The organism is Pseudomonas sp. App30 (genome assembly GCF_047947025.1).
In the GTDB taxonomy this organism is placed as follows: Bacteria; Pseudomonadota; Gammaproteobacteria; order Pseudomonadales; family Pseudomonadaceae; genus Aquipseudomonas.
Genome location: NZ_CP133165.1, coordinates 3,968,222 through 3,992,446, shown reverse-complemented (window position 1 = coordinate 3,992,446; position 24,225 = coordinate 3,968,222). Strand labels below are relative to the sequence as shown.

Below are 24,225 nucleotides of genomic sequence, written 5' to 3'. Positions count from 1 at the left end.
ATGAACCAGGACTGCACCGAACTACAAGCCGTGCTGCACGGCGACATTCCCTTGACCCGGGAAATGGGCATGGAGGTCCGCAGCTGGCAAGGCTCGACCTTACGCCTGCATCTGCCGCTGGCACCCAACGTCAACCACAAAAGCACCATGTTCGGCGGCAGCCTCTACTGTGGCGCCGTGCTGGCAGGCTGGGGCTGGCTGCACCTGCGCTTGCGCGAGGCGGGCATCGAGGGCGGGCATATCGTGATCCAGGAAGGTCAGATCAGCTATCCGTTGCCAGTGACCGGCGACGCCGAGGCGGTGTGCGAGGCGCCGGACGAAAAAGCCTGGAAACGCTTCGTGGCCACCTGGAATCGCCATGGCCGTGCCCGGCTGGAGCTGCGCACATTCGTGGTGAACCAGGGCAGCAATCAACCCGCGGTGCAGTTCACCGGGCAGTACGTGCTGCACCGGTGACACGGTCCCGTAGCAGCAATTGCTTTTGTGGGAGCTGGCTTGCCAGCGAGCTTTTCGGTCTTCAACAGCTCGCTGGCAAGCCAGCTCCCACAGAGGCGTAGCCGCTACGCGACTCTGCAGAGCCGCAACAGCGTCTCACGCCACGGCGCCGCAGCCGGCAACGCCAGGAAAAAGGTATTGAGCAGCGACTCGCGCGCAGGGTAAGTGAACGGCTGCCCCTCCACATCCAGCACCTCGCCACCCGCGCCTTCCAGCACGCCCTGGGCGGCGGCAGTGTCCCACTGCGACGTCGGCGCCAGGCGCGGGTAGCAGTCGGCGGCGCCTTCGGCCAGCAGACAGAACTTCAACGAACTGCCGACATTGGCCAGCGCCAGCTCGCCCAGGCTTGCCGCCAGGCCCGTCAGCAGGCGCTCTTGATCAGGGCTGGAATGGCGCCGGCTGGCCACCACGGTAAAGGCTTCACCCGCCGGCGGCTGGGTGCGCACCTGGATCGCCTCGGGCGCTTCGCCCGCACGCGCACGCCAGGCGCCCAGGCCAGCCCCGCCGTAGTAGCAGCTGCCATTGGTGGGCGTGGACACCACGCCGAACACCACCCGGCCTTGCTCGACCAGCGCGATATTGACGGTGAACTCCTCGCTGCCGGCGATGAATTCCTTGGTGCCGTCCAGCGGGTCCACCAGCCACCAGCGCGTCCAGCCCTGGCGCTCGGCCAGGGAGATGCCACAGTCTTCTTCCGACAGGATCGGAATCGATCCATCCAGCGCGGTCAGCCCGGCGACGATCACATGGTGGGCGGCAAGGTCCGCCGCGGTCACCGGCGATTCGTCAGCCTTGGCAGTCACCGCCACATCGGCGCGCCAGAACGGCAGGATCGCTTCGCCAGCCTGGTGGGCCAGCGCGATGACGCCCGGCAACAGCGGATGAGGATAGGTCATAGGGTAAAGGCTCCACGCTGGATCAGCAGGTCACGGGCCAGGTACAGCGCGGCGAGCGCGCGGCCCTCGGAAAATTGCGGGTGGGTGGCCAACGTGGACAGCTCGCGCAGGTTGACCTGGTCGACGCGCATGGGCTCGGGCTCGTCGCCCTCCAGGCGTTCTTCATACAGGTCGGTGGCCAGCACCACCTGGATTTTCTGGCTCATGTAGCCGGGCGACAGCGACAGCTCGGTGAGGTGCTCCAGCTGGTGCGCGCCAAAGCCGGCTTCTTCCTTGAGCTCGCGGTTGGCTGCGGCCAGCACGTCCTCGCCCGGCTCGATCAGGCCCTTGGGCAGCGACAGCTCGTAGGCGTCGGTGCCACCGCAGTACTCCTCGACCAGCACCGCGTGCTCGGCGTCGACCATGGCCACGATCATCACCGCGCCGTAACCGTTGCCGCGCCCCACCAGGCGCTCATAGGTGCGCTCCACGCCGTTGGCGAACCGCAGCTGCACCTCCTCGACCCGGAACAAACGGCTACTGGCGACTATTTCGCGGGCGAGTACGGTGGGTTTCTGGCGCATGGGGCGGCTCCTTGGCGTGAACGGGTTACTATACCGTGGCTTGGCGCGGCACAGGCCATTCTTGTCCACCCACTGCTTGAGAATCTTTCGTATGCATTCCATAACCTGGCGCGATATCGACACCGTCCTCCTGGACATGGACGGCACCCTGCTGGACCTGCATTACGATAATCACTTCTGGCTGGAGCATTTGCCCCAACGCTACGCCGAGACCCACGGCGTGAGCCGCGCCATGGCGGAACTGGAAATGCGCCCGCTGTTCGAGCGCAACGCCGGCACCCTGAACTGGTACTGCCTGGATTTCTGGAGCAACGAGCTGCGCCTGCCGGTGCGCGAACTGAAGCTGGAAACGGCGCACCTGATCGCCATGCGCCCTTATGCCGATACGTTCCTGGCCGCCGTGCGCCAGGCCGGCAAACGCGTCATCCTGATCACCAATGCCCACCGCGACTCGCTGTCGGTGAAGCTTGAGCGCGTGGCGCTGGCGCCGTATTTCGAGCGGCTGATCAGCTCCCATGACTACGGCTTCCCCAAGGAGAGCCAGAACTTCTGGAGCGCGCTGCAGGACGACATCGGCTTCGACCCGGCGCGCAGCCTGTTCATCGACGACACCCTGCCCATCCTGCGCAGCGCCCGCGCCTTTGGCGTCGGCCACCTGTTGGCGGTGCGCGAGCCGGACAGCCGCAAGGGCCGCAAGGACACCGAAGAATTCGCCGCAGTGGACGATTACCGCGAATTGTTGCCGGGGTTGTAATCACCCCGGACGCAGCCTTCGGCAGCTGCTACGGGCTCGGTAACGCCGCCTCCCCCTGTAGCAGCGGCCTCAAGGCCGCGTCAAACGCACCACCATCGACCTCATCGATCACCGCATTGCCCCTAACAATTAGACGCAACCGAAGCCCAAGCCTAGGCTTTCCCCACACACTCAAGCGGTACGCCTCCATGGACACCCTGCAACCGGCCAGCCTGACCTACAGCTACCAGAGCCTCGACCTGCACGAAATCGCCGACACCGCGCTGGCCGAAGAGGTCGCCCTGGCCATCGCCTACAACGGCATCAGCCAGGCGGTGATGCTGGTCAGCCCCACGGACCTTGAAGACTTCATCGTCGGCTTCAGCATCGGCAGCGGCATCATCAGCTCGGCGGACGACATCTACGACCTCAAGCTGAGTGGTTGCGGCTCGGCGCAGCAGGCCGAGGTGGAGATTTCCAGCCGGGCGTTCTGGAACCTCAAGGACCAGCGCCGCCAACTGGCCGGCACCAGTGGCTGCGGCTTGTGTGGTGTGGAGGCGGTGGAACAGGCGCTGCCTGAACTCAAGGTGTTGGCCGGCGGCGCCCTGCCCCCGGCGCAGTGGCTGGACGGCCTGCGCCAGCGCATCAGCGCATTCCAGCCGCTGGGCCAGCATTGCGGCGCAGTGCACGCGGCGCTGTTCATGAATGCCGAGGGCGAGTTGCTGATGGGCCGCGAGGACATTGGCCGTCACAACGCGCTGGACAAGCTGATCGGCGCCTTGATCCGCCAGCAGGTGGCCACCAGCGGCGGCCTGGCGATTGTCACCAGCCGCTGTAGCCTGGAACTGATCCAGAAGGTGCTGCGGGCGGGCATCCAGACCCTGGTCAGCCTGTCCTCCCCTACCGGCCTGGCGGTGCAGTGGGCGCGCCGGCACAACTTGAACCTGATTCATCTTCCGCAGAAAAGCGGCCCGCGGGTGTACAGCGTTTCGAAGCCTTGAACACTGCGGTATTATTCAGGAAAGCCATGTAGCAAAACCAACAAAAAAGGCCTTTTCACTGCTGAAAAGGCCTCCCCGAAGTACATATGACCGGCCGAAATTCATAAAGTTTCATCATGAAAACAATGACTTGTTAAATTGTGTACAAGTCGTGTTATTCGTCGGTTTCATGTTGTCAGCTTGCTTACAGAGCCTCAGGATCGCGCCGTCATTCCACTGAGACTTTGTCTATGAAGTACACCTCGATTCTCTTGTTGTCCCTGAGCCTGGTCAGCGGCTTCGCCTCCGCCGGCGGCACCGCAGAAGCAGGTATTGGTGGCGCATTGGGTGGGGTGCTGGGCGCAGCCGTCGGCCAGCAACTGGGTGGCAGCACCGGCGCTGCCATCGGCGCCGGCCTGGGTGGCGCCGGTGGCGCGGCCGTGGGCGCCAACAAGCACAGCCGTGGCCAAGCCGCCATTGGCGGTGGCCTGGGTGCCGCAGGCGGCAACGTGCTGGGCCACAGCATGGGCGGCAGCACCGGCGGCCTGATCGGCGCGGCAGCCGGCGGTGGCGCCGGTGGCGCGCTGGGCAACTACATGGGCAATGAAAGCAACCGCGAGGCCCACAGCCGCGGCTACGACGACCGTCGTCACTACCGTGGCCACGACCGTCGCTGGGACCACCACGACCGTCGCCACTGGCACCGCCGCTAATACGGCGTCGCCTGAATCGCGACTGAAGTCGGCTCCTACCACGGTCAGCGTAGGAGCCGACTTTAGTCGCGATGCAGGCGACGCGGTGTTGGGTCAAGCCAGGCGTTGCAGGGCGTCGCGCAGCGCCGGCGGGATCGGCACCGGCTGGTTGCTGGCCCGGTCCACGAACACATGCACGAAACGCCCCGCCGCACAGGCGTCCGCGTCGCCCGCCTTGAACACCGCCAACTCGTACTGCACCGAACTGTTGCCCAGCTTGCCCACGCGCAGGCCGATCTCGATGCGCTCGGGGAAGGCGATGGACGCGAAGTAGTCGCAGGACGAGCTCACCACAAAGCCCACCACCCCGCCGTCGTGAATATCCAGGCCGCCCTGTTCGATCAGGTAGGTGTTCACCGCCGTGTCGAAAAAGCTGTAGTAGGTGACGTTGTTGACGTGCCCGTACACGTCGTTGTCGTGCCAGCGCGTGATGATCGGCTGGAAGTGCCGGTAATCCTCGCGCTGGGGCATTGCTTCATTCATCCGTGGGTCGCCTGTGCAAAAGTACCGCCCTCGCGGGCCAGCCGGCTGATCAGTTCAGCCGGTTGCCAATGCTCGCCGAAACGCCCCTTGAACTCCAGCAGGCGCCGTTCGATCTCGGCCAGGCCCTGCTTGTCGGCCCAGGCCATGGGACCGCCGCCTTCCTTGGGGAAGCCGTAGCCGTTGAGGTACACCAGGTCGATGTCGTGGGCGGACTGGGCGATGCCTTCCTGTAGAATCTTCGCGCCTTCGTTGACCAGCGCCAGCACGCAGCGGTCGACGATTTCCTCGGCGCCGATGGCCCGGCGGTCGTAGCCCATGCCGTGGCTAACGCCTATCACCAGGGCGTCGACCTCGTCGTCGTGCTCGGCCTGGCGGCTGTCCTGCTCGTAGTGGTAGTAGCCATCGCCGCTTTTCTGGCCGAAACGGCCCATTTCACACAGGCGGTTATCGATCTGCACCTCGGGCTCGTTCATGCCCTGGCCAGACAGCTGCCGCGCGCGCCATTCCAGGTCGATGCCGACCACGTCGTACATGCGGAACGGCCCCATGGCGAAGCCGAAGCCCTGCAGCGCCGAGTCCACTTCAAACGGCAGCGAGCCCTCGAGCAGCATCATCCGCGCTTCCTTGGCATAAGGGTGCAACATGCGGTTGCCAATGAAACCGTGGCAGTTGCCCGAGACCACGCTGACCTTGCCCATGCGGTCGCCCAGGGCCAGGCCCGCCTGCAGCACCTCGGGCGAGGTCCTGGCGCCGCGCACCACTTCCAGCAGTTTCATGATGTGCGCGGGGCTGAAGAAGTGCAGGCCCAGCACCTGCTCGGGGCGGCTGGTGGCCGAGGCAATGGCGTCGATGTCCAGCGCCGAGGTGTTGCTGGCCAGGATGGCGCCGGGCTTCAGTACGCGGTCCAGCTCGCGGAAGATCTGCTGCTTGAGCTCGAGGTTTTCGTACACCGCCTCGATCACCAGGTCGACGTCGAAGATGGCCGGGTAGTCGGCGACCTTGGCGATGCGCGCCAGGCGCCGCGCTGACTCGGCGGCATCGATGCGCCCCTGCTCGACATTGTGTGCCCAGGTGTGCCCCACGATCTCCAGCGCCTGGTTGAGCATCTGCGGGTTGCTGTCCATCCATTTCACCTGGATGCCGGCGGCGGCCAGGCACATCACAATGCCCCGGCCCATGGTTCCGGCCCCGATAACGGCGGCGCGCTGGATGTCGTAGGTGCTTTGGCTCATGGCAGATCCTCTGATGAAGGTAGCTGGGCAATCCCCAAACCATAGAACAGCACGGCCCGGTTTTGAACTTTATTCGTGTGATGAGGCTTATTCAGCGGCTGAATTCATCAAACACCCGGAAACAGTACCGCCATGCAACGGCGGGGTGAAATGCCGATAGTGGGTGCCTTGATTTTCTATCCCTGGAGCTTCCCATGCAGGACGCACACCGTCTTCCTCGCCCTCGCGTCACCTTACTGTTTCCCGCCCTGTTGCTGGGCTTCGCCGCCACTGCCGCTGCCGTTGAGCGCAAGGCGTTCGAAACCCCGGAATACGCCGCCCAGCCGGCGCTGGCAGTGGTCAAGGCGTCAGCCCTGTATGCCCGCGGCGGCACTGGCGAAGGGGTGATCGTCGGCCTGATCGACTCGGGCCTGAACCTGGACCTGCCCTCGTTCACCGGGCGCATTGCCGACCCGGGCTACGACTACGTGGCCAAGCAAAGCGGCACCATCGACCGGGTCGGCCATGGCACGCAAATGGCCGGCGTGCTGGCGGCCAACAAGGACGCCCAGGGCATGCACGGCATTGCCTACCGGGCCCAACTGGTGCCCCTGCGCTTCGGCGATGACAACGAGCCTTTTTTCTTTGACGAGGAAATCGCCAAGTCCTGGCGCTTCGCCTTCGACAAGGGCGCGCGCATCCTCAGCAACTCCTGGGCGAACGCGGTGCCGGCGTCGGAGATTACCGAGGCGCGCTACAAGCAGATCATGGAAGCGTCGCTGCTTGGCGCCCGCGAACTGGTGGCCAAGGGCGCGGTGTTCGTGTTCCCCACGGGCAATGAGCTCAAGCGCGAACCATTGGCCGAGCCAGGGCTGCCGCTGGCCATGCCAGAGCTGGAGAAAGGCTGGCTGGCCGTGGTGGCGTTGAAGGCCGACGGCACGGCCATCAATGCCAAGTCCAATTACTGCGGGGTGGCGCGGGCCTGGTGCATTGCCGTGCCGGGCGGCGATGCCGGTGCAGGGTTGCTGACCACGGGCAAGGACGGCAGGTTCGTCGAGACCGCGGGCACCTCGCCGGCGGTGGCGTTAGCGGCCGGTGCGTTGGCGGGGCTGCAGAGCCGCTATCCGGACAAGAGCCCACAGCAGTTAAGGGACTTGTTGTTGAGCACGGCCAACAAGCGCGGGATCTATGCCAACAGTGAGGCGTATGGGCAGGGGTTGATGGACTTGGATGCGGCTTCGCGCTTGTAGGACGCAGCCTTTGGCAGCTGCTACGGGGCGGGGTACAGGAAATGAAAAAGCCGCCCCGGGGGGCGGCTTTTTGGGTCGGGCAGCTATTACAGCTGTGGACCGGCAGTGCGGATGGCGTCGCTGACGTCGAACTTCTTGAAGTTCTCGATAAACAGCTTGGCCAGGCCTTTGGCTGCTTCGTCGTAGGCGGCCTGGTCAGCCCAGGTGTTGCGTGGGTTCAGCAGCACGGTATCCACGCCCGGTACGGCCTTCGGCACGTCCAGGTTGATGGTGCCCAGGTGCTCGGTCTCGGCACCGATCAGGGCGCCGCTCTGGATGGCCGCGATCACGCCACGAGTGGTCGGGATGTTGAAGCGCTTGCCAACGCCGTAGCCGCCGCCGGTCCAGCCGGTGTTGACCAGGTAGACCTTGGAGTTGAAGCCACGGATACGCTTGATCAGCAGTTCGGCGTACTCACCAGCCGGGCGCGGGAAGAACGGCGCGCCGAAGCAGGTGGAGAAGGTCGACTTGATGCCGGCACCCGAGCCCATTTCGGTCGAACCCACCAGCGCGGTGTAGCCCGACAGGAAGTGGTAGGCAGCCTGCTCTTCGCTGAGGATGGACACTGGCGGCAGCACGCCGGTCAGGTCGCAGGTCAGGAAGATAACGGCGTTCGGCTCGCCACCGAGGTTCTTCGGCGCGCGCTTCTCGATCAGCTCGCGCGGGTAGGCGGCGCGGCTGTTCTGGGTCAAGCTGTCATCGGCGTAGTCGGCCTTCTTGGTGACCGGGTCCAGGACCACGTTCTCCAGGACGGCGCCGTGCTGGATGGCTTTCCAGATGACCGGCTCGTTCTTCTCGGACAGGTCGATGCACTTGGCGTAGCAGCCGCCTTCGATGTTGAAGACAACGCCTTCGCCCCAACCGTGCTCGTCGTCGCCGATCAGGTAACGGCTTTCGTCAGCCGACAGGGTAGTCTTGCCGGTGCCCGACAGGCCGAAGAACAGGGTTACGTCGCCCTCTTCGCCCATGTTGGCCGCGCAGTGCATTGGCAGCACGTCAGCAGCCGGCAGCAGGAAGTTCTGCACCGAGAACATGGCTTTCTTCATTTCACCGGCGTAGCGCATGCCGGCGATCAGGACTTTCTTGGCCGCGAAATTGATGATCACGGTACCGTCGGAATTGGTGCCGTCACGCTCCGGTTCGCACACGAACCAAGGGGCGTTCATGACCTGCCATTCCTGCTTGGCGCCCGGGTTGTAGTGTTCCGGGTTGATGAACAGGCAACGGCCGAACAGGTTGTGCCAGGCAGTCTCGGTGGTCATCTTGACGGCCAGGTAGTGCGCTTCGTCAGAGCCTACGTGAACGTGGGAGACAAACCGCTCGCGCTCGCCCAGGTAGGCGGCAACGCGGTCCCACAGGGCGTCGAACTTGTCGGCCGGGAACTTGCGGTTGATTGGGCCCCAGGCGATTGCGTCCTGGGTGGAGGATTCTTCAACGATGAAACGGTCAACCGGCGAACGACCGGTACGGTGACCTGTTTTCACGACCAGCGCGCCAGTATCGGCAAGCTCGCCTTCACCGCGCTTCAGGGCTTCTTGTACCAGCTCATCGATGCTCAGATCGGTGTACACGGTGTTATTAGCTTGCGTCATGAGGTTCCCCGTCGGCCCAGGGCCGAGTACTCCAAACGTTTTGTAGTAGAGACAAAAAAACTACTACAGCTCTAAAAGTGGGCCGGATTATGCCAGAAACGTCCGGAAATAGTAGAGGCCTCCTGTCGAAACGGCGGCAACCCGGCGGCACTTACGCGATCTGGTTCTACTTAAACGTTTCAGTGACGGGTATCTGACGGCACTTCAAGACCACCGCCGGCGAAAAGCTGTGTAACTTCAGTGCTATCAAAGAGATAGCGTTGGCTACAAAACTGGCAATCGATCTCGATCACGCCGCCACGCTCGGCCACCAGGGCCTGGGCATCGGCTTCCCCGAGGCTGACCAGCGCGCGGGAAGAACGCTCGCGCGAGCAGCTGCAGCGGAAGCGCAGGGGCTGCACGTCGAACAGGCGCACGGCCTGGTCGTGGTACAGGCGGTGCAGGATGGTCTCGTTGTCCAGGCCCAGCAGTTCCTCGGCGGTGAGGGTGCCGGCCAGCACGGTTGCGTCCTGCCAGCTGGCTTCGCGCTCTTCGGCGTCCTTGAGTTTGTCGGCCGGCAGTTGCTGCAGCAGCATGCCGCGGGCGCGCGAACCGTTGGCGTTGAGCCAGAAGCGCGTGCCCAACTGCTCGGAGATCTTGAAGTAGTTGGTGAAGCATTCCGACAGGTCGGCGCCGTCCAGTTCGACGATGCCCTGGTAGCGCTGGCCCTTGTTTGGGTCTACGGTCATGGCCAGCATGCCGTTGGGCATCAGGTCGGCCAGGGTGGCGCCCGGGTTGATGGCGTCGGCTTCGTAACGCGCCAGGCCGCGGATGTCGCGCTCGCTGGAGCATTCGATCATCAACAGCGGCACCGGGCCTTCGGAACGCGCCTGCAGAATCAGCAGGCCGTCGAACTTCAGGGTACCGACCAGCAACGCAGCGGCAGCCATGAACTCACCCAGCAGTTGGGCAACCGGTTCCGGGTAGGGATGCTTGGCCAGCACTTCGGCGTAGCTGCGCTCAAGCGAAACCATCTCACCACGAATGTCGCATTCGTCGAAGATGAAACGTTGGGTGTAATCGGTATCCGGTGTGTCGTGCATAGGGGTCTGGGTATCTGATAATAGTGACAAGATGTGTACAAGGGCCTATAAAAGCCCGTTTTAGAGCACCAGCCTGGTGCGGATCGCTCTGTCTGACATAGAGGTATCTTATGAACAAACCCGCACTGTTCCAAGCAAGGTGGAACGTACGAGGCCTTCTGCTATGTAATCTAATCGCGTTCGGGCTGATCGGGCTGTGGTTGCTGCCCGCCGGCCACGCGCTATTCACATCTTTCGACGAATGGCTGTTCCACCTGCTCAACCAGCCCCTGGCCGACCACGTGGTGTGGCGTTCGATCTGGGCCGTGTCGAGCATGCGCCCGTTCGACATCATTGTCGGGCTGATCCTGCTGTCGCTGCTGATCCGTGGCAATTGGGTGATCGAGGCCATTCACACCCGCCGGGCCACCCTGGCCTTCGTGTCGATGCTTATACTGCTGTTGGTGATTCGCGCCCTGTTCGACAAGGTCTGCGACGCCATGGGCTGGCAACATCACAGCCCGTCGCTGGTGCTGAGCGATGCCATCCGCCTGAGCGACCTGTACCCGCACATCGACTCGCACCTGGAGCTCAAGGACGGTTCGAACCAGAGCTTCCCGGGTGACCACGCCTCCGTGCTGCTGATCTGGGGCATGTTCATGAGCATTTTCGCCCGTCGCTTCGGCCAGTACCTGGTGATTTGGGGCCTGGTGCTGCTGTTTTCAATGCCGCGCCTGGTCGCTGGCGCCCACTGGGGCCAGGATGACTACATCGGCGGCGTGGCCATGGCCCTGCTGGCACTGGGCTGGGGCTACTACACGCCGTTCGCCGCTGGTATCTCGGGCTGGCTGCTGCGCGTGACCCAACCGCTGTTCCGCGTGCTGCAGCGCCTGCCGCTGTTCAAGTGCCTGAGCGTGGTCAGCGCCTAGGACTCACTGTGAAACTGATGGAGCTGCCGACGCTGTTTCTTGGTCGGCCGCCCATCGGTGGTCACACCCAGCGAGCCAGCCTTGCGCAGCTGCGCCGCTTCCTCGCGCTTGGCCACGCTCTGTGGCGTCTCTTCATAGAGTAGCTGAGCCTCGGGCGCACCCTTGCGCACCACCGACAGCGCCTTCACCACCACGGTCCGCTCGTCGAAGCCGGTCCGCAGCTGGAATTCATCACCTACCCTGGGCTCCTTGCCCGGCTTGCAGCGCTCGCCACGGCAATGCACCTTGCCACTCTCGATGGCGGCCTTGGCCAGGGCACGCGTCTTGTAGAACCGCGCCGCCCACAGCCATTTATCCAGACGAACCTTGTCGTCTTCTTCCTGTTTTTGTGCCACAGCAAACCCTCGACTCAGGAATTTAATGGAACTGTACTACCGTGCCTGTCGGATGCAAGGTCAGACGCTATGGGCTTAAAGTCCAGGCTCCGGCAATGGATCGCCAACAGGACCGTGCAGATGAACGAAATCTTCAGCTTGTCACTCAATATCTATCGCCATTTGCGCCGGTTTCTGCGTGAATACCGCGCTTTGCGAGACGGGTCGTTCCGCGGCCGCCCCACGGCGGCTATGCTGCGATCAGAAACCTTTTACCCTCGGTTGCCCCATTGAAGACATTTGATCATTTGACCGTTATCGGCCTGCGCGAGTGGGTGGCGCTTCCCGACCTGGGAGTCGCCGGCCTGCGCGCCAAGATCGATACCGGTGCCAGCACCTCCAGCCTGCACGCCACGGAGATAGAACCGTTCGAGCGTGATGGCGAGCAATGGGTGCGCTTCAACGCGCACCTGGGCTCGGTGGTGCAACTGCGTCACCGGCGCTGCGAGGCGCCGCTGGTGGCGATGAAGACCATCAAAAGCTCCAACGGCCACGCCCAGACCCGCTACGTCATCCGCACCACCCTGGCGCTGGGCGATCGGATCTGGCAGGTCGAGTTCACCCTGGCCTGCCGCAAGGCCATGCGCTACCGCCTGCTGTTGGGCTCCAAGGCCCTGGTGCATGGCCAGTTGGTGGTCAACCCAGGCGTTACCTACGTTCAAGACAAGCCGGCTTTTCCGGCCTCTACTACCTCTTCCACAGGTGTTGCATGAAGATCGCTGTGCTGTCGCGGAACCCGCGTCTGTATTCCACCCGCCGCCTGGTTGAAGCCGGGGTCGCGCGCGGGCACGAAATGGTAGTGATCGACACCCTGCGCGCCTACATGAACATCGCCAGCCACAAGCCGCAGATCCACTACCGCGGCAAACCGCTGGAAGGCTTCGATGCGGTGATCCCGCGCATCGGTGCCTCGGTGACTTTCTACGGCTGCGCGGTGTTGCGCCAGTTCGAAATGATGGGCGTGTTCCCGCTGAACGAATCGGTGGCCATCGCCCGCTCCCGGGACAAGCTGCGCTCGCTGCAGCTGCTGTCACGCCGCGGCATTGGCCTGCCGGTGACCGGCTTCGCCCACTCCCCTGACGACATTCCCGACCTGATCCAGATGGTCAACGGCGCCCCGCTGGTGATCAAGGTGCTGGAAGGCACCCAGGGCATTGGCGTGGTGCTGTGCGAGACCACCAAGGCGGCCGAGTCGGTGATCGAGGCCTTCATGGGCCTTAAGCAGAACATCATGGTGCAGGAGTACATCAAGGAAGCCGGCGGCGCCGACATTCGCTGCTTCGTGGTGGGCGACAAGGTGATTGCCTCGATGAAACGCCAGGCCAAGCCCGGTGAGTTCCGCTCCAACCTGCACCGCGGCGGCAGCGCCAGCCTGATCAAGATCACCCCCGAGGAGCGCATGACCGCCATCCGCGCCGCCAAGGTCATGGGCCTGAGCGTGGCGGGCGTGGACATCCTGCGCTCCAACCACGGGCCGCTGGTGATGGAGGTGAACTCTTCGCCAGGCCTTGAGGGTATCGAGGTGACTACCGGCAAGGACGTGGCCGGGATGATTATCGAGCACCTGGAAAAGAACGGCGGGCCGAACCTTACGCGTACCAAGGGTAAGGGCTGACCGGACGCAGCCTTCGGCAGCTGCTACGCGAATGCGGATAACCCATGGACCGCGTCGCCTGCATCGCGGCCAAGGCCGGCTCCTACCGCGAACAGTGTAGGAGCCGACTTTAGTCGCGATGCGTTGGGTGGTGTGCGCTTCCCGTAGCAGCGGCCGCAGGCCGCGTCCGAGCGCCGAACTCAGACCGCGTCGCGGGGCAGCATCAGCCCTAGCGGCAGCCGCACCCGCGCTTCCAGGCCGCCGCCCGAGCGGTTGCGCAGCTCCACGTTGCCGCCATGCATGGCGGCAATGCGCTTGACAATCGCCAGGCCCAGGCCAGTGCCCTTGCCGCTGCGGGCGCGGTCACCGCGAATGAACGGGTCGAAGATACTCGCCAGTTCGTCCTCGGGAATGCCCGTGCCACGGTCCAGCACGCTCAACACCACGTACGGCGCGCTGTTGTCGCCCGACACGTAGGCTGCCACTTCCACGCCATCGCCCGCATGATGCAGCGCATTGCCGATCAGGTTGGTGAGCAGGCGTTTCATGGAAATACGCCGCAACGGGAACGGCGGGATCGGTTCCAGGCACAGGCGCACGCGCTCCTGCGGCTGGTTGAACGGCGCCACGGTCTCTTCCACCAGCTGCGCCAGGTCGACCTCGACGATGGCTTCATCGCGCCCATCGCGAATAAACGCCAGGAACTGGTCGAGAATGGCGTCCATGTCCTCGATATCGCGCTGCATGTCGGCGGCCAGGTCGCTGGACGGGTCCATGAACTCGGTGGACAGGCGCAGGCGGGTCAGGGGCGTGCGCAGGTCGTGGGACACCCCAGCCAGCATCAGTTCGCGCTCGCGCCCGGCCTGTTCCACGTCCTCGGCCATCTGGTTGAACGCGCGGTAGACCTCGGTCATCTCGCTGGGGGTATCGCTGATCGGCAGGCGCACGCTGCGGCCCTGGCCCAGCTGGCGCGCCGCGAACACCAGGCGCTTGAGCGGCTGGCTGAGCTGGCGCACGAAGATCCACGCCGACGCGGTGGACAGCAGGCCGATAGCCAGGAACCAGCCCAACACGCTCCAGATTTTCTGCCCACGCAGCGGGTGCGGGTACAACGGCACCTTCAACCAGCCCGCGCCCAGGCTGGGCGCGCGTACCCACAGTGCCGGCGGCGCATGCACGCGCAGGCGTACCTCGGTGTCGGCGCCCAGCTCGGCCTGCATCTGGCGCTGGTAGATCTCGCTGTAGGGCCAATGCTGTTCGCCTTCGGGCACCCCACCACCCACCACGCGGATCAGGCCGGCGGCATCGGCGATGCGCTCGCGGTCGTCTTCATCGGCCGCCCAATAGGCGCGCAGCGTAAGCGCCACGCCGTGGCTGTACTGGCGGTCCACCAGCACGTCCTCGTTCATCAGCAGATAAACCAGGGTAAGCGCCTTGGAGAACAGCACGACAGCCAGCACCAACCACAACGTGCGGGCAAAGAAACTCTGGGGGAACCAAACGGGGGTCTTCATATACAGCAGCCATAAAACTTGCAGGAACGAGCACCGCTCGCACTGATTGCGGATGGCGAGCCCTTAGGGCCCGCTCCTACAAATGCCCGTCACTTGCTCTTGCCGTCCGGCACGAAGACGTAGCCCACGCCCCAGACGGTCTGGATATAGCGCGGCTTGGATGGGTCGGGCTCGATCATGCGCCGCAGGCGCGAGATCTGCACGTCGATAGAACGCTCCAGGGCGTCCCACTCGCGGCCGCGGGCCAGGTTCATCAGCTTGTCGCGGGTCAGCGGCTCGCGGGCGTGCATGACCAGCGCCTTGAGCACGGCGAACTCGCCGGTGGTGAGCATGTTCACCTGGTCGCCGCGCTTGAGTTCGCGGGTGGCCAGCGACAGCGAATAGTCGCCGAAGGTGACCACTTCGTCCTCGCTGGCGGGCGCGCCAGGCACCGGGGCCACGCGGCGGAACAGCACGGCCTTGATGCGGGCAACCAGTTCACGCGGGTTGAACGGCTTGCCCAGGTAGTCGTCGCAGTGCTCCAGGCCGGCGATGCGGTCCTGGTCGTCACCCTTGGCGGTGAGCATGATCACCGGGATCGGGTTGACCTTCTCGCGGCGTAGGCGCGCGGCGGCCGTGAGGCCATCCTCACCAGGCAGCATCAGGTCCATGACCACCAGGTTATAGGACTCACGGGCCAGCAGCCGGTCCATTTCCTTGGTGTCGCCCACGGCGCGGACGTTGAAGTCGGTGTTTTCGGTGAGGAAGCGCACCAGCCGATCCCGGATGACCTGATCGTCGTCAACAATCAGAATCTTTGGTGCTTGTGCAGTACTGCTCATGGCTTACTCCTGTGATCTCGGCACGTATTATGGCGCAGGTGCCGAATCAGTGTGCTGTGTGCATTGTTAGCAGATTTTACCTGGGTTGCCATTACAGACGCGCCGACAGGTGATTTTGCCAGCATCCCCCAAGCCGGCATCGCTGGTTATAATGCGCCCCTTTTATGCCGGGCGCGCCCGGCAGTCCTGTTCGCCAGCCCCGGCCGGCGGCTCTGCATTCACAATTGCTCAGGTGGTCTCATGGACAGCATCAACAGCCGCATCGCCGCAGAACTCGGCGTACGCCCGCAACAGGTCGAAGCGGCCGTGGCACTTCTGGATGAAGGCTCGACGGTGCCTTTTATCGCCCGCTACCGTAAAGAAGTGACCGGCAGCCTGGACGACACCCAACTGCGTAACCTGGAAGAGCGCCTGCGCTACCTGCGCGAACTCGACGATCGCCGCGCCAGCATCCTGGCCAGCATCGAGGAACAAGGCAAGCTGACCCCCGAACTGGCCCGCGACATCAACCTGGCCGACACCAAGACCCGCCTCGAAGACCTGTACCTGCCGTATAAGCAGAAGCGCCGCACCAAGGGCCAGATCGCCCTGGAAGCCGGCCTTGGCGAACTGGCCGATGGCCTGCTGGCCGACCCGATGCTGGCCCCGGAAACCGAGGCCGCGCGCTTCGTCAACGCCGAAAAAGGCGTGGCCGACACCAAGGCGGCCCTGGAAGGCGCCAAGTACATCCTGATGGAGCGCTTCGCCGAAGACGCCCGCCTGCTGGACAAGCTGCGCAGCTTCCTCAAGCAGGAAGCCACCCTCAGCGCCCGCGTTGTCGCTGGCAAGGAAGAGGAAGGCGCCAAGTTCCGCGACTACTTCGAGCACGACGAGCCGCTCAAGAGCATGCCGTCGCACCGCGCCCTGGCCATTTTCCGTGGCCGCAACGAGGGCGTGCTCAGCTCCACCCTGAAGGTGGGCGAGGAGCTGCCGGGCACCCTGCACCCGTGCGAGATGATGATCGGCGAGCATTTCGAGCTGAAAAACCAGAACCGCCCTGCCGACAAGTGGCTGGGCGAGGTGGTGCGCTGGACCTGGAAGGTCAAGCTGTACACCCACCTGGAGACCGACCTGTTCGGCGAGCTGCGCGATGGCGCCGAGGCCGAGGCCATCAACGTCTTCGCCCACAACCTGCACGACCTGCTGCTGGCCGCGCCGGCCGGCCCGCGCGCCACCCTGGGCCTGGACCCGGGCCTGCGCACCGGCTGCAAGGTCGCCGTGGTCGATGCCACCGGCAAGCTGCTGGACACCGCCACCGTGTACCCGCACGTGCCGCACAACAAGTGGGACCAGACCCTCGCCGTGCTGGCCGCCCTGTGCGCCAAGCACTCGGTGGACCTGATTGCCATCGGCAACGGCACCGCCAGCCGTGAGACCGACAAGCTGGCCGCAGAACTGATCAAAAAGTACCCTGGCCTGAAAATGACCAAGGTCATGGTTTCCGAAGCCGGCGCTTCGGTGTACTCGGCCTCGGAACTGGCCGCCAAGGAATTCCCCGACCTCGACGTGTCCATCCGTGGCGCCGTGTCCATTGCCCGCCGCCTGCAGGACCCGCTGGCCGAGCTGGTGAAGATCGACCCGAAATCCATCGGCGTCGGCCAGTACCAGCATGACGTCTCGCAGCTGAAACTGGCGCGTGGCCTGGACGCCGTGGTCGAGGACTGCGTGAACGCCGTGGGCGTGGACGTCAACACCGCCTCGGTGGCGCTGCTGGCGCGCATTTCGGGCCTCAACAGCACCCTGGCGCAGAACATCGTTGCGCACCGCGACGAGCACGGCGCCTTCAAGACCCGCGCCGCGCTGAAGAAAGTCAGCCGCCTGGGCGAGAAGACCTTCGAGCAGGCCGCAGGCTTCCTGCGCGTAATGAACGGCGACAACCCGCTGGACGCCTCGGCGGTCCACCCCGAAGCCTACCCGCTGGTGCAGCGCATCGCCGCCGAGACCGACCGCGACATCCGCTCGCTGATCGGCGACAGCGGCTTCCTCAAGCGCCTGGACCCGAAGAAGTTCACCGATGAAACCTTCGGCCTGCCCACCGTCACCGACATCCTCCAGGAACTGGACAAGCCGGGCCGCGACCCGCGCCCCGAGTTCAAGACCGCCGAGTTCCAGGAAGGCGTGGAAGACCTGAAGGACCTGCAGCCGGGCATGATCCTCGAAGGCGTGGTGACCAACGTGACCAACTTCGGTGCTTTCGTCGATATCGGCGTGCACCAGGACGGCCTGGTGCACATCTCGGCGCTGTCCGAGAAGTTCATCAAGGACCCGCGCGAAGCGGTGAAGGCCGGCGACGTGGTCAAGGTCAAGGTCATGGAAGTCGACATTCCCCGCAAGCGCGTGGGCCTGTCGATGCGCATGAGCGACACCCCGGGCGAGAAAGTCGACGGTGCCCGTGGCAGCCGCCCGGGCGCGGCGCCACGCCAGCAAGGCGCGCCTGCACGTGCGAAAGAGCCAGCGGCAGCCCCGGCCAACAACGCCATGGCCTCGCTGTTCGCCAACGCCAAGCAGCTGAAGAAACGCTGATGGACATCCCTGAAGCGCTGGTCCACAGCGCCTTCAGCCAGCTGCTGGGGTGCCGCCTGCACAGCCTTGAAAAAGGCGAGGCGCAGGTGGCCCTGGCGCTGGAGCCGCACCTGCGCAACCGCGGCCAGGTGATGCATGGCGGCGCGCTGTTCAGCCTGGTGGACATCACCATGGGCCTGGCGTGCTCCAGCCATCACGGCTTCGACCAGCAGAGCGTGACGCTGGAATGCAAGATCAACTATATGCGCCCGGTGGCCGAGGGCGAGGTGCTGTGCGTCGCCCGCATCGTCCACGGCGGCCGTCGCACCCTGGTGGTCGACGCCGAAGTGCTTCAGGGCGACAAACTGATGGCAAAAGCGCAGGGGACCTTCGTGGTTCTCTAGCGGTTTGTATCCTGAATGGGTTAATTTCGGCACTGCGTATGCGGTGCCGGAATCGACTCGCTGGATACAAATGGAACGTCAGGCGAAAAATCTGACACCAATAACTGTACCAGGCGACAACGCCGGTTCCTTTCGTCACCCTTGTAGACCGTCAACTCTACCCCCATATTGGGGCGACTGACGCGTGAAGGAATCCAACTTGAGCGAAATTCTCAACCGCCGCCTGCGCCTTTTGCGCGAGCGTGCCAACCTGACCCTGCTTGAGCATTGCCTGCACGGCATCGAGCGCGAATGCCTGCGCGTCACTGCCCAGGGCCGTCTGGCACAGACGCCGCACCCCGAGGCCCTGGGCGCTGCCCTGACCAACGAGCAGATCACCACGGACTACTCCGAGTCGCTGCTGGAGTTCATTACCCCAGCCCTGGCCGACCCGGCGCAGACCCTGCAAAGCCTGGAGAAAATCCACCGCTTCGCCTATTCCAAGCTGGGCAACGAGTTCCTCTGGAGCCCTTCGATGCCCTGCCCGCTGCCGGCCGAGGAAGACATTCCGATCGCCTACTACGGCACCTCGAACATCGGCCAGCTCAAGTACGTCTACCGCCAGGGCCTGGCCCTGCGCTACGGCCGCACCATGCAGTGCATCGCCGGCATCCACTACAACTTCTCGCTGCCCGAGCAGCTGTGGCCACTGCTGCGCGAAGCCGAAGGCGCCGTTGAAAGCGACCGCGACTACCAGTCCTCGGCCTACATCGCGCTGATCCGCAACTTCCGCCGCTACAGCTGGCTGCTGATGTACCTGTTCGGAGCCTCGCCGGCCCTGGACGCCGGTTTCCTGCGTGGCCGCGGCCACCAGTTGGAACAGCTGGACGCCGACACCCTGTACCTGCCGTACGCCACCAGCCTGCGCATGAGCGACCTGGGCTACCAGAGCAATGCCCAGGCCGGCCTGACGCCGTGCTACAACGACCTGGCCAGCTACACCGACAGCCTGCGCAAGGCCGTGGCCACGCCGTACGCGCCGTACGTGGAGATCGGCACTCACAAGGATGGCGAGTGGGTGCAGTTGAACACCAACATCCTGCAGATCGAGAACGAGTACTACTCCAACATTCGCCCCAAGCGCGTGACCTACACCGGCGAACGGCCGATCCAGGCGCTGATGGCCCGCGGCGTGCAATACGTGGAAGTGCGCTGCCTGGACATCAACCCTTTCCTGCCGACCGGCATCGACCTGCCCGAGGCGCGCTTCCTCGATGCGTTCCTGCTGTACTGCGCCCTGCAGGACAGCCCGCTGCTGGAAAGCAACGAATGCGGCGGCGCCACCAACAACTTCCTCAGCGTGGTCAAGGAAGGCCGCAAGCCAGGCCTGCAGCTGGTACGTGACGGCCAGCCGGTGGAGCTCAAGCAATGGGCCGCCGAGCTGCTGGACCAGATCGCGCCGCTGGCGGAACTGCTGGACGAAAGCCACGACAGCGACGAACACGCCAAGGCCCTGGCCGCCCAGCGCGCCAAGGTCAGCGACCCATCGCTGACGCCGTCGGCGCAGGTGCTGGCGAGCATGGCCGAGCACAAGGAAAGCTTCGCGCAGTTCTCCCTGCGCCAGAGCCAGGTGCACGCGGAATTCTTCCGCAGCCAGGCCTTGAGCGTGGAAGAGCAGGCGAAGTTCGAGGATATGGCACGCAAGTCCATCGCCCAGCAGGCGGAGCTGGAACAGACCGAGGTGGGGGATTTCGACACCTTCGTGGGCTCGTACCAGGCGAGCATCCTGGGTATCAGCAACTGACATCGCGGCCAAGGCCGGCTCCTACCACGATCAGCGTAGGAGCCGGCCTTGGCCGCGATGGTTTTAAAGCGCTTTTTCGAAGATCTTCGAATTACGCTGGTAGTTGTACAGCGACGCCCGCGCCGCCGGCAGGCGCTCCACGCCGCTAGGCTCGAAGCCACGCTCGCGGAACCAGTGGGCGGTGCGGGTCGTCAGCACGAACAGGGTCTTCAGGCCCATCTCCCGCGCACGGTGCTCGATGCGCTCCAGCAACTCGTCGCCACGGCCGCCATGGCGGTATTCGGGGTTGACCGCCAGGCACGCCAGCTCGCCGGCTTCGGAGTCGGCAATGGGGTACAGCGCCGCACAGGCGATGATCATCCCTTCGCGCGCCACCACACTGAACTGCTCGATCTCACGCTCCAGCACCTCGCGGGAACGGCGTACCAGGATGCCCTGCTCTTCCAGCGGGCTGATCAGGTCCAGCAGGCCACCAACGTCTTCAATCGCCGCCTCGCGCACCTGCTCGAACTGCTCCTGGGCCACCAGGGTGCCGCCACCGTCACGGGTGAACAGCTCGGTGAGCAGCGCGCCGTTCTCGGCATAGCTGACGATATGGCTGCGGCCCACGCCGCCCTTGCACGCCTGGGCGGCGGCATCGAGCAGTTCGGCCTGGTAGTTTTCCATGCCCAGGCGCTCCAGGTGCGCGGGCACCTGCTGTGGGCGCAGCTCACGCACCAGCTTGCCATTGGCGTCGATCAGGCCGCGATCAGCGCCAAACAGCAGCAGCTTGTCGGCGCCCAACTCGATGGCGGCGCTCATGGCCACGTCTTCGCAGGCGATGTTGAACACCTCGCCAGTAGGCGAGTAGCCCAAGGGTGGCAGCAGCACGATGGAGCGCTCGTCCAGCAGGCGGTTAATGCCCTTGCGGTCGACGCGGCGCACTTCGCCGGTGTGGTGGTAGTCGATGCCCTCGACCACGCCGATCGGGCGGCCGGTGACCAAGTTGCCGCCAGCCACGCGCAGGCGGGCGCCTTGCATGGGCGAGGAAGCCATGTCCATGGACAGGCGCGCCTCGATGGCGATGCGCAGCGCGCCCACGGCGTCGACCACGCATTCCAGCGTGGCCGCGTCGGTGATGCGCAGGCCGCGGTGGTAGTGCGGGGTCAGGCCACGGGCGGCCAGGCGGCTTTCGATTTGCGGGCGCGAGCCGTACACCAACACCAGGCGCACGCCCAGGCTGTGCAGCAGCACCAGGTCATGGACGATGTTGCCGAAGTTGGGATGGTCGATGCCATCGCCGGGCAGCATCACCACGAAGGTGCAGTCGCGGTGGGCGTTGATGTAGGGAGACGCGTGACGGAGCCAATTGACGTATTCGGGCATAACTTCAAAAGCCTGTGGAAGAGTGGACGAGCAACGTGGGAACGCACAGCTGGCTGCTGGTTATCGTCGTAACAGGCTTGGCAACACGCGGGCTCTCCTCTCTTGCAATACGAATGGGCACGGCAGCCGTTTAGGCCGGCTGCAGGCAGTAATGTTCAATCAACTGACGTAGTAGACGCACTGTGGGCTCAAGACGTGACATTTCCAGGAATTCTCCCGGCTGGTGCGCGCAGGCGATGTCGCCGGGCCCCAGAATCAGGGTCTCGCAGCCCAGGCGCTGAAGATAAGGCGCTTCGGTGCCGAATGCCACCGCTTCCGCCCGGTGGCCGGTCAGGCGCTCGGCCACCCGCACCAGTTCGCTGTCGGCAGCCTGCTCGAAGGGCGGCACTTCGCTGAACAGCGGCGCGTAGTCGATCTTCACCTGGTGCAGCTCGGCCAGGGGCTCGAGCTTCTGACGAATGGCGGCGCGCAGCACTTTGGGGTCCATGCCCGGCAGCGGTCGCAGGTCGAATTCCAGCGAGCACTGGCCGCAGATGCGGTTGGGGTTGTCGCCGCCATGGATGCAGCCGAAGTTCAGGGTAGGCTGCGGCACGCTGAACTGCGGGTTGTTGTATTCCACCTGCCACTGCTTGCGCAGGCCCATCAGCTCGCTGATGGCGCCGTGCATGGCTTCCATGGCGCTGTGGCCCAGGCTTGGGTCGGAGGAATGGCCGCTGCGGCCAAGAATGTCGATGCGCTCCATCATCACGCCCTTGTGCAGGCGGATCGGCTTGAGCCCGGTAGGCTCGCCGATCACCGCCGCGCGGCCCAGGGGCCAGCCGGCGGCGGCCAGGGCCTTGGCGCCGGCCATGGAGCTTTCCTCGTCGCAGGTGGCGAGGATCAGCAGCGGCTGCTTGAAGTCATGAGCCAGCAGCGGCAGCACCGCCTCGATGATCAGCGCGAAGAAGCCCTTCATGTCGCAGCTGCCCAGGCCCACCCAGCGTCCATCCACTTCGGTGAGCTTGAGCGGGTCGGTCTGCCAGAGTTTTTCGTCGTAGGGCACGGTGTCGCTGTGGCCCGACAGCACCAGGCCGCCAGGGCCGGTGCCACGGCTGGCCAGCAGGTTGAACTTGCCCGGCGACACCTCGCGGATGTCACAGGCGAAACCCAGGTCGCCCAGCCAAGTGGCCAGCAGGTCGATCACCGGCTTGTTCGACTGGTCGAGGCTGGCCTGGGTGCAGCTCACGGAGGGCGCGGCAATCAGCGCGGCGAACTGCTCTTTGAACGATGGCAACGGCATGGGCTTTCTCCAGGTTCCGAGCCCCATCATAGAGCCATTGAGCACCGAGAATAAACCGCCGGGATGCTAGTCCTGTACACTGCACGGCCTTAGCAGTCATCTGCGCTCCTATCAGAACAGCGCCTGGATTCTCCCGCCATGCAAAAAGAAACCGAAATCAAACTGCGCGTCAGCCCCGAAACCCTGGCTGAACTGCGCGAACACCCGTTGCTGAAAAAGCGCAACAAGAGTGGCTGGGAACGCCGTGAGCTGTTCAATCAGTATTTCGACACCCCCACCGGCGAGCTGGCCGGCGCCAAGGTTGCCCTGCGCCTGCGCAAGGACGGCGATGAAATCATCCAGACCCTGAAAACCCGCGGCCAGAGCGTTGCCGGCCTGTCCGAGCGCAACGAGTACAACTGGGACCTGGCCAAGGCCAAGCTGGACCTGAAGAAACTGGACGGCGAATGCTGGCCGGAAGAACTCGCCGAGCTGGACAAGAAAACCATCAAGCCGGTGTTCACCACCGACTTCGTCCGCGAACGCGCGGAAATCGCTTGGGGCCGCGGCAAGGCCAAGGTGGTGATCGAGGCGGCCCTGGACCTGGGCAAGGTCATCGTCGGCAAGCAGTCCGAAGAGATCTGCGAGCTGGAGCTGGAGCTGCGCGAAGGCGAGCCGGCCGCCCTGCTGGAACTGGCCGCGGAACTGGCCATCAAGCTGCCGCTGATGCCTTGCGACATCAGCAAGGCCGAGCGCGGCTACCGCCTGGCCGAGCCGGGCAGCTACGCCCTGAGCCTGCCGGCGCCTGAACTGAACGCCGAAATGACCCTGGACGACGCCTTCACCGCTTTGGCCTGGCACCTGCTGGGCAGCAGCCAGCGCCTGGCCGAGCAGTACCGCTTCAACGGCCACTGGCGCCTGCTGCAGGACTGGGTGGCGCAACTGATCGAACTGCGCGCCCTGGCCGGTAGCCTCGGCCAGGCTGCCCCGCGCAGCACCACCCACGAGCTGCGTGTGAGCCTGGACGCCCTGCTGGAAGACTGGCGCCCACTGGTGCAGGCTGGCCAGGAAGACGAGGACGTGCGCCAGGCCGCCCCAGAGCAGTTCATCGAAGAGCTGCAGGACACCCGCTGGGGCCTGTTCTCGCTGAACACCTCGCGCTGGCTGATGGCCCGCGCCTGGACCGTGGAGCGCAACAACCGTGGCAACCGCCAGGGCGCCGCGCAGCTGATCAACTGGCTGAGCCACTTCCTCGCCGAAGAAGCCGCCGCGTTGCAGCTGGGCCGTTACCAGCAACAGCCTGAAGACCTGGCCGAGCAGCTGCCGCGCATCGAGCGCATCCAGGCCTGGCTGCACCACGCGCGCAACGTGCTGGACCTGCCGGAAGTGGACCGCCTGTACGGTGAGCTGAACAAGCTGCACCAGCTGGCCGATACCGACATCAGCGACGAAGTGCTGGAAGCGCGCGTGCACCAGGCGCTGACCGTCACCCAGTGCCGCGCCTGGAAGCAGATCCTGCGCAAATAA

The 24,225-nt window shown here is 64.6% G+C and carries 23 protein-coding genes; 12 read left to right on the top strand and 11 right to left on the bottom strand.

Annotated features, from left to right (window positions below):
• Nucleotides 1-456, top strand: a complete 456-nt coding sequence (locus RAM80_RS18705; RefSeq protein ID WP_416427522.1) for a thioesterase domain-containing protein — start codon at nt 1-3, stop codon at nt 454-456.
• Nucleotides 457-560: 104 nt separating this feature from the next.
• Here RAM80_RS18705 and cysQ read toward each other — a convergent pair whose 3' ends face one another.
• Entirely contained in the window at nt 561-1,391 is an 831-nt protein-coding gene (gene cysQ / locus RAM80_RS18700) for a 3'(2'),5'-bisphosphate nucleotidase CysQ (protein WP_416421943.1), read from the bottom strand.
• Nucleotides 1,388-1,954: an ADP compounds hydrolase NudE gene (nudE, locus tag RAM80_RS18695; protein ID WP_416421942.1), complete on the bottom strand. Its 567-nt coding sequence runs from the start codon at nt 1,952-1,954 to the stop codon at nt 1,388-1,390. The genes cysQ and nudE overlap by 4 nt, the downstream gene beginning before the upstream one ends.
• A 91-nt stretch (nt 1,955-2,045) precedes the next feature.
• Between nudE and yrfG the strand changes: the two genes are divergently transcribed.
• The 3 genes from yrfG (at nt 2,046) to RAM80_RS18680 (ending at nt 4,380) form a co-directional block, all read left to right on the top strand.
• Complete coding sequence (gene yrfG / locus RAM80_RS18690) at nt 2,046-2,708, top strand: GMP/IMP nucleotidase (protein WP_416421941.1); 663 nt, start codon at nt 2,046-2,048, stop codon at nt 2,706-2,708.
• Nucleotides 2,709-2,896: 188 nt separating this feature from the next.
• Nucleotides 2,897-3,688, top strand: a complete 792-nt coding sequence (gene fdhD, locus RAM80_RS18685; protein ID WP_416421940.1) for a formate dehydrogenase accessory sulfurtransferase FdhD — start codon at nt 2,897-2,899, stop codon at nt 3,686-3,688.
• Between the two features lie 230 nt (nt 3,689-3,918).
• Complete coding sequence (locus RAM80_RS18680; protein ID WP_416421939.1) at nt 3,919-4,380, top strand: hypothetical protein; 462 nt, start codon at nt 3,919-3,921, stop codon at nt 4,378-4,380.
• 93 nt (nt 4,381-4,473) lie between these two features.
• Here RAM80_RS18680 and RAM80_RS18675 read toward each other — a convergent pair whose 3' ends face one another.
• Both RAM80_RS18675 and RAM80_RS18670 read right to left on the bottom strand, forming a co-directional pair.
• Nucleotides 4,474-4,902 carry an acyl-CoA thioesterase gene (locus tag RAM80_RS18675; RefSeq protein WP_416421938.1) on the bottom strand — a complete coding sequence of 143 codons (429 nt, stop codon included), beginning with the start codon at nt 4,900-4,902 and terminating at the stop codon, nt 4,474-4,476.
• Nucleotides 4,899-6,134 carry a 3-hydroxyacyl-CoA dehydrogenase NAD-binding domain-containing protein gene (locus RAM80_RS18670; protein WP_416421937.1) on the bottom strand — a complete coding sequence of 412 codons (1,236 nt, stop codon included), beginning with the start codon at nt 6,132-6,134 and terminating at the stop codon, nt 4,899-4,901. The genes RAM80_RS18675 and RAM80_RS18670 overlap by 4 nt, the downstream gene beginning before the upstream one ends.
• Before the next feature lie 194 nt (nt 6,135-6,328).
• Between RAM80_RS18670 and RAM80_RS18665 the strand changes: the two genes are divergently transcribed.
• A complete protein-coding gene (locus RAM80_RS18665) occupies nt 6,329-7,363 on the top strand; it encodes a S8 family peptidase (RefSeq protein WP_416421936.1) in 1,035 nt (344 codons plus the stop codon).
• A gap of 86 nt (nt 7,364-7,449) precedes the next feature.
• Here the strand turns inward: RAM80_RS18665 and RAM80_RS18660 are convergent, their stop codons facing one another.
• Nucleotides 7,450-8,994 (bottom strand): phosphoenolpyruvate carboxykinase, encoded by a 1,545-nt coding sequence (locus tag RAM80_RS18660; protein ID WP_416421935.1) that lies wholly within the window; start codon nt 8,992-8,994, stop codon nt 7,450-7,452.
• Nucleotides 8,995-9,173: 179 nt separating this feature from the next.
• Nucleotides 9,174-10,076, bottom strand: a complete 903-nt coding sequence (gene hslO / locus RAM80_RS18655; RefSeq protein WP_416421934.1) for an Hsp33 family molecular chaperone HslO — start codon at nt 10,074-10,076, stop codon at nt 9,174-9,176.
• Between the two features lie 110 nt (nt 10,077-10,186).
• Here hslO and RAM80_RS18650 point away from each other — a divergent pair, with 110 nt between their 5' ends.
• Nucleotides 10,187-10,984, top strand: a complete 798-nt coding sequence (locus tag RAM80_RS18650; RefSeq protein ID WP_416421933.1) for a phosphatase PAP2 family protein — start codon at nt 10,187-10,189, stop codon at nt 10,982-10,984.
• On the opposite strand, the gene RAM80_RS18645 is transcribed toward RAM80_RS18650, so the two are convergent.
• Nucleotides 10,981-11,379, bottom strand: coding sequence for an RNA-binding S4 domain-containing protein (locus tag RAM80_RS18645; protein WP_416421932.1), 399 nt, complete (start codon nt 11,377-11,379; stop codon nt 10,981-10,983). The two genes, RAM80_RS18650 and RAM80_RS18645, sit on opposite strands and share 4 nt — an antisense overlap.
• A 269-nt stretch (nt 11,380-11,648) precedes the next feature.
• On the opposite strand from RAM80_RS18645, the gene RAM80_RS18640 reads away from it, so the two are divergent.
• Together RAM80_RS18640 and rimK are read left to right on the top strand one after the other, a co-directional pair.
• A complete protein-coding gene (locus tag RAM80_RS18640; RefSeq protein WP_416421931.1) occupies nt 11,649-12,131 on the top strand; it encodes an ATP-dependent zinc protease in 483 nt (160 codons plus the stop codon).
• A complete protein-coding gene (gene rimK / locus RAM80_RS18635; RefSeq protein ID WP_008372889.1) occupies nt 12,128-13,033 on the top strand; it encodes a 30S ribosomal protein S6--L-glutamate ligase in 906 nt (301 codons plus the stop codon). The genes RAM80_RS18640 and rimK overlap by 4 nt, the downstream gene beginning before the upstream one ends.
• A gap of 179 nt (nt 13,034-13,212) precedes the next feature.
• On the opposite strand, the gene RAM80_RS18630 is transcribed toward rimK, so the two are convergent.
• Both RAM80_RS18630 and ompR read right to left on the bottom strand, forming a co-directional pair.
• Nucleotides 13,213-14,526 carry an ATP-binding protein gene (locus RAM80_RS18630; RefSeq protein WP_416421930.1) on the bottom strand — a complete coding sequence of 438 codons (1,314 nt, stop codon included), beginning with the start codon at nt 14,524-14,526 and terminating at the stop codon, nt 13,213-13,215.
• Nucleotides 14,527-14,615: 89 nt separating this feature from the next.
• The gene (gene ompR / locus RAM80_RS18625) at nt 14,616-15,347 is read right to left on the bottom strand and encodes a two-component system response regulator OmpR (protein ID WP_416421929.1); all 732 of its coding nucleotides are present in this window, start codon (nt 15,345-15,347) and stop codon (nt 14,616-14,618) included.
• A gap of 240 nt (nt 15,348-15,587) precedes the next feature.
• Here ompR and RAM80_RS18620 point away from each other — a divergent pair, with 240 nt between their 5' ends.
• The 3 genes from RAM80_RS18620 to gshA all read left to right on the top strand — a co-directional run bounded on the left by RAM80_RS18620 (nt 15,588) and on the right by gshA (nt 20,075).
• Nucleotides 15,588-17,909: a Tex family protein gene (locus RAM80_RS18620; protein ID WP_416421928.1), complete on the top strand. Its 2,322-nt coding sequence runs from the start codon at nt 15,588-15,590 to the stop codon at nt 17,907-17,909.
• A complete protein-coding gene (locus RAM80_RS18615; protein ID WP_416421927.1) occupies nt 17,909-18,292 on the top strand; it encodes a PaaI family thioesterase in 384 nt (127 codons plus the stop codon). Before RAM80_RS18620 ends, RAM80_RS18615 begins: the two co-directional genes overlap by 1 nt.
• Before the next feature lie 199 nt (nt 18,293-18,491).
• On the top strand, nt 18,492-20,075 hold the full coding sequence (gene gshA, locus RAM80_RS18610) for a glutamate--cysteine ligase (RefSeq protein WP_416421926.1): 1,584 nt from the start codon (nt 18,492-18,494) through the stop codon (nt 20,073-20,075).
• Nucleotides 20,076-20,138: 63 nt separating this feature from the next.
• Here gshA and argA read toward each other — a convergent pair whose 3' ends face one another.
• Together argA and argE are read right to left on the bottom strand one after the other, a co-directional pair.
• Nucleotides 20,139-21,440, bottom strand: a complete 1,302-nt coding sequence (gene argA / locus RAM80_RS18605; RefSeq protein WP_416421925.1) for an amino-acid N-acetyltransferase — start codon at nt 21,438-21,440, stop codon at nt 20,139-20,141.
• Nucleotides 21,441-21,570: 130 nt separating this feature from the next.
• Complete coding sequence (gene argE, locus RAM80_RS18600) at nt 21,571-22,719, bottom strand: acetylornithine deacetylase (protein ID WP_416421924.1); 1,149 nt, start codon at nt 22,717-22,719, stop codon at nt 21,571-21,573.
• Nucleotides 22,720-22,857: 138 nt separating this feature from the next.
• Here argE and RAM80_RS18595 point away from each other — a divergent pair, with 138 nt between their 5' ends.
• On the top strand, nt 22,858-24,225 hold the full coding sequence (locus RAM80_RS18595; protein WP_416421923.1) for an inorganic triphosphatase: 1,368 nt from the start codon (nt 22,858-22,860) through the stop codon (nt 24,223-24,225).

Coding starts and splice junctions, on each gene's coding strand:
- RAM80_RS18705 (WP_416427522.1), top strand. CDS start 1: ATGAACCAGGACTGCACCGAACTACAAGCCGTGCTGCACGGCGACATT.
- cysQ (WP_416421943.1), bottom strand. CDS start 1,391: ATGACCTATCCTCATCCGCTGTTGCCGGGCGTCATCGCGCTGGCCCAC.
- nudE (WP_416421942.1), bottom strand. CDS start 1,954: ATGCGCCAGAAACCCACCGTACTCGCCCGCGAAATAGTCGCCAGTAGC.
- yrfG (WP_416421941.1), top strand. CDS start 2,046: ATGCATTCCATAACCTGGCGCGATATCGACACCGTCCTCCTGGACATG.
- fdhD (WP_416421940.1), top strand. CDS start 2,897: ATGGACACCCTGCAACCGGCCAGCCTGACCTACAGCTACCAGAGCCTC.
- RAM80_RS18680 (WP_416421939.1), top strand. CDS start 3,919: ATGAAGTACACCTCGATTCTCTTGTTGTCCCTGAGCCTGGTCAGCGGC.
- RAM80_RS18675 (WP_416421938.1), bottom strand. CDS start 4,902: ATGAATGAAGCAATGCCCCAGCGCGAGGATTACCGGCACTTCCAGCCG.
- RAM80_RS18670 (WP_416421937.1), bottom strand. CDS start 6,134: ATGAGCCAAAGCACCTACGACATCCAGCGCGCCGCCGTTATCGGGGCC.
- RAM80_RS18665 (WP_416421936.1), top strand. CDS start 6,329: ATGCAGGACGCACACCGTCTTCCTCGCCCTCGCGTCACCTTACTGTTT.
- RAM80_RS18660 (WP_416421935.1), bottom strand. CDS start 8,994: ATGACGCAAGCTAATAACACCGTGTACACCGATCTGAGCATCGATGAG.
- hslO (WP_416421934.1), bottom strand. CDS start 10,076: ATGCACGACACACCGGATACCGATTACACCCAACGTTTCATCTTCGAC.
- RAM80_RS18650 (WP_416421933.1), top strand. CDS start 10,187: ATGAACAAACCCGCACTGTTCCAAGCAAGGTGGAACGTACGAGGCCTT.
- rimK (WP_008372889.1), top strand. CDS start 12,128: ATGAAGATCGCTGTGCTGTCGCGGAACCCGCGTCTGTATTCCACCCGC.
- RAM80_RS18630 (WP_416421930.1), bottom strand. CDS start 14,526: ATGAAGACCCCCGTTTGGTTCCCCCAGAGTTTCTTTGCCCGCACGTTG.
- ompR (WP_416421929.1), bottom strand. CDS start 15,347: ATGAGCAGTACTGCACAAGCACCAAAGATTCTGATTGTTGACGACGAT.
- RAM80_RS18620 (WP_416421928.1), top strand. CDS start 15,588: ATGGACAGCATCAACAGCCGCATCGCCGCAGAACTCGGCGTACGCCCG.
- RAM80_RS18615 (WP_416421927.1), top strand. CDS start 17,909: ATGGACATCCCTGAAGCGCTGGTCCACAGCGCCTTCAGCCAGCTGCTG.
- argA (WP_416421925.1), bottom strand. CDS start 21,440: ATGCCCGAATACGTCAATTGGCTCCGTCACGCGTCTCCCTACATCAAC.
- argE (WP_416421924.1), bottom strand. CDS start 22,719: ATGCCGTTGCCATCGTTCAAAGAGCAGTTCGCCGCGCTGATTGCCGCG.
- RAM80_RS18595 (WP_416421923.1), top strand. CDS start 22,858: ATGCAAAAAGAAACCGAAATCAAACTGCGCGTCAGCCCCGAAACCCTG.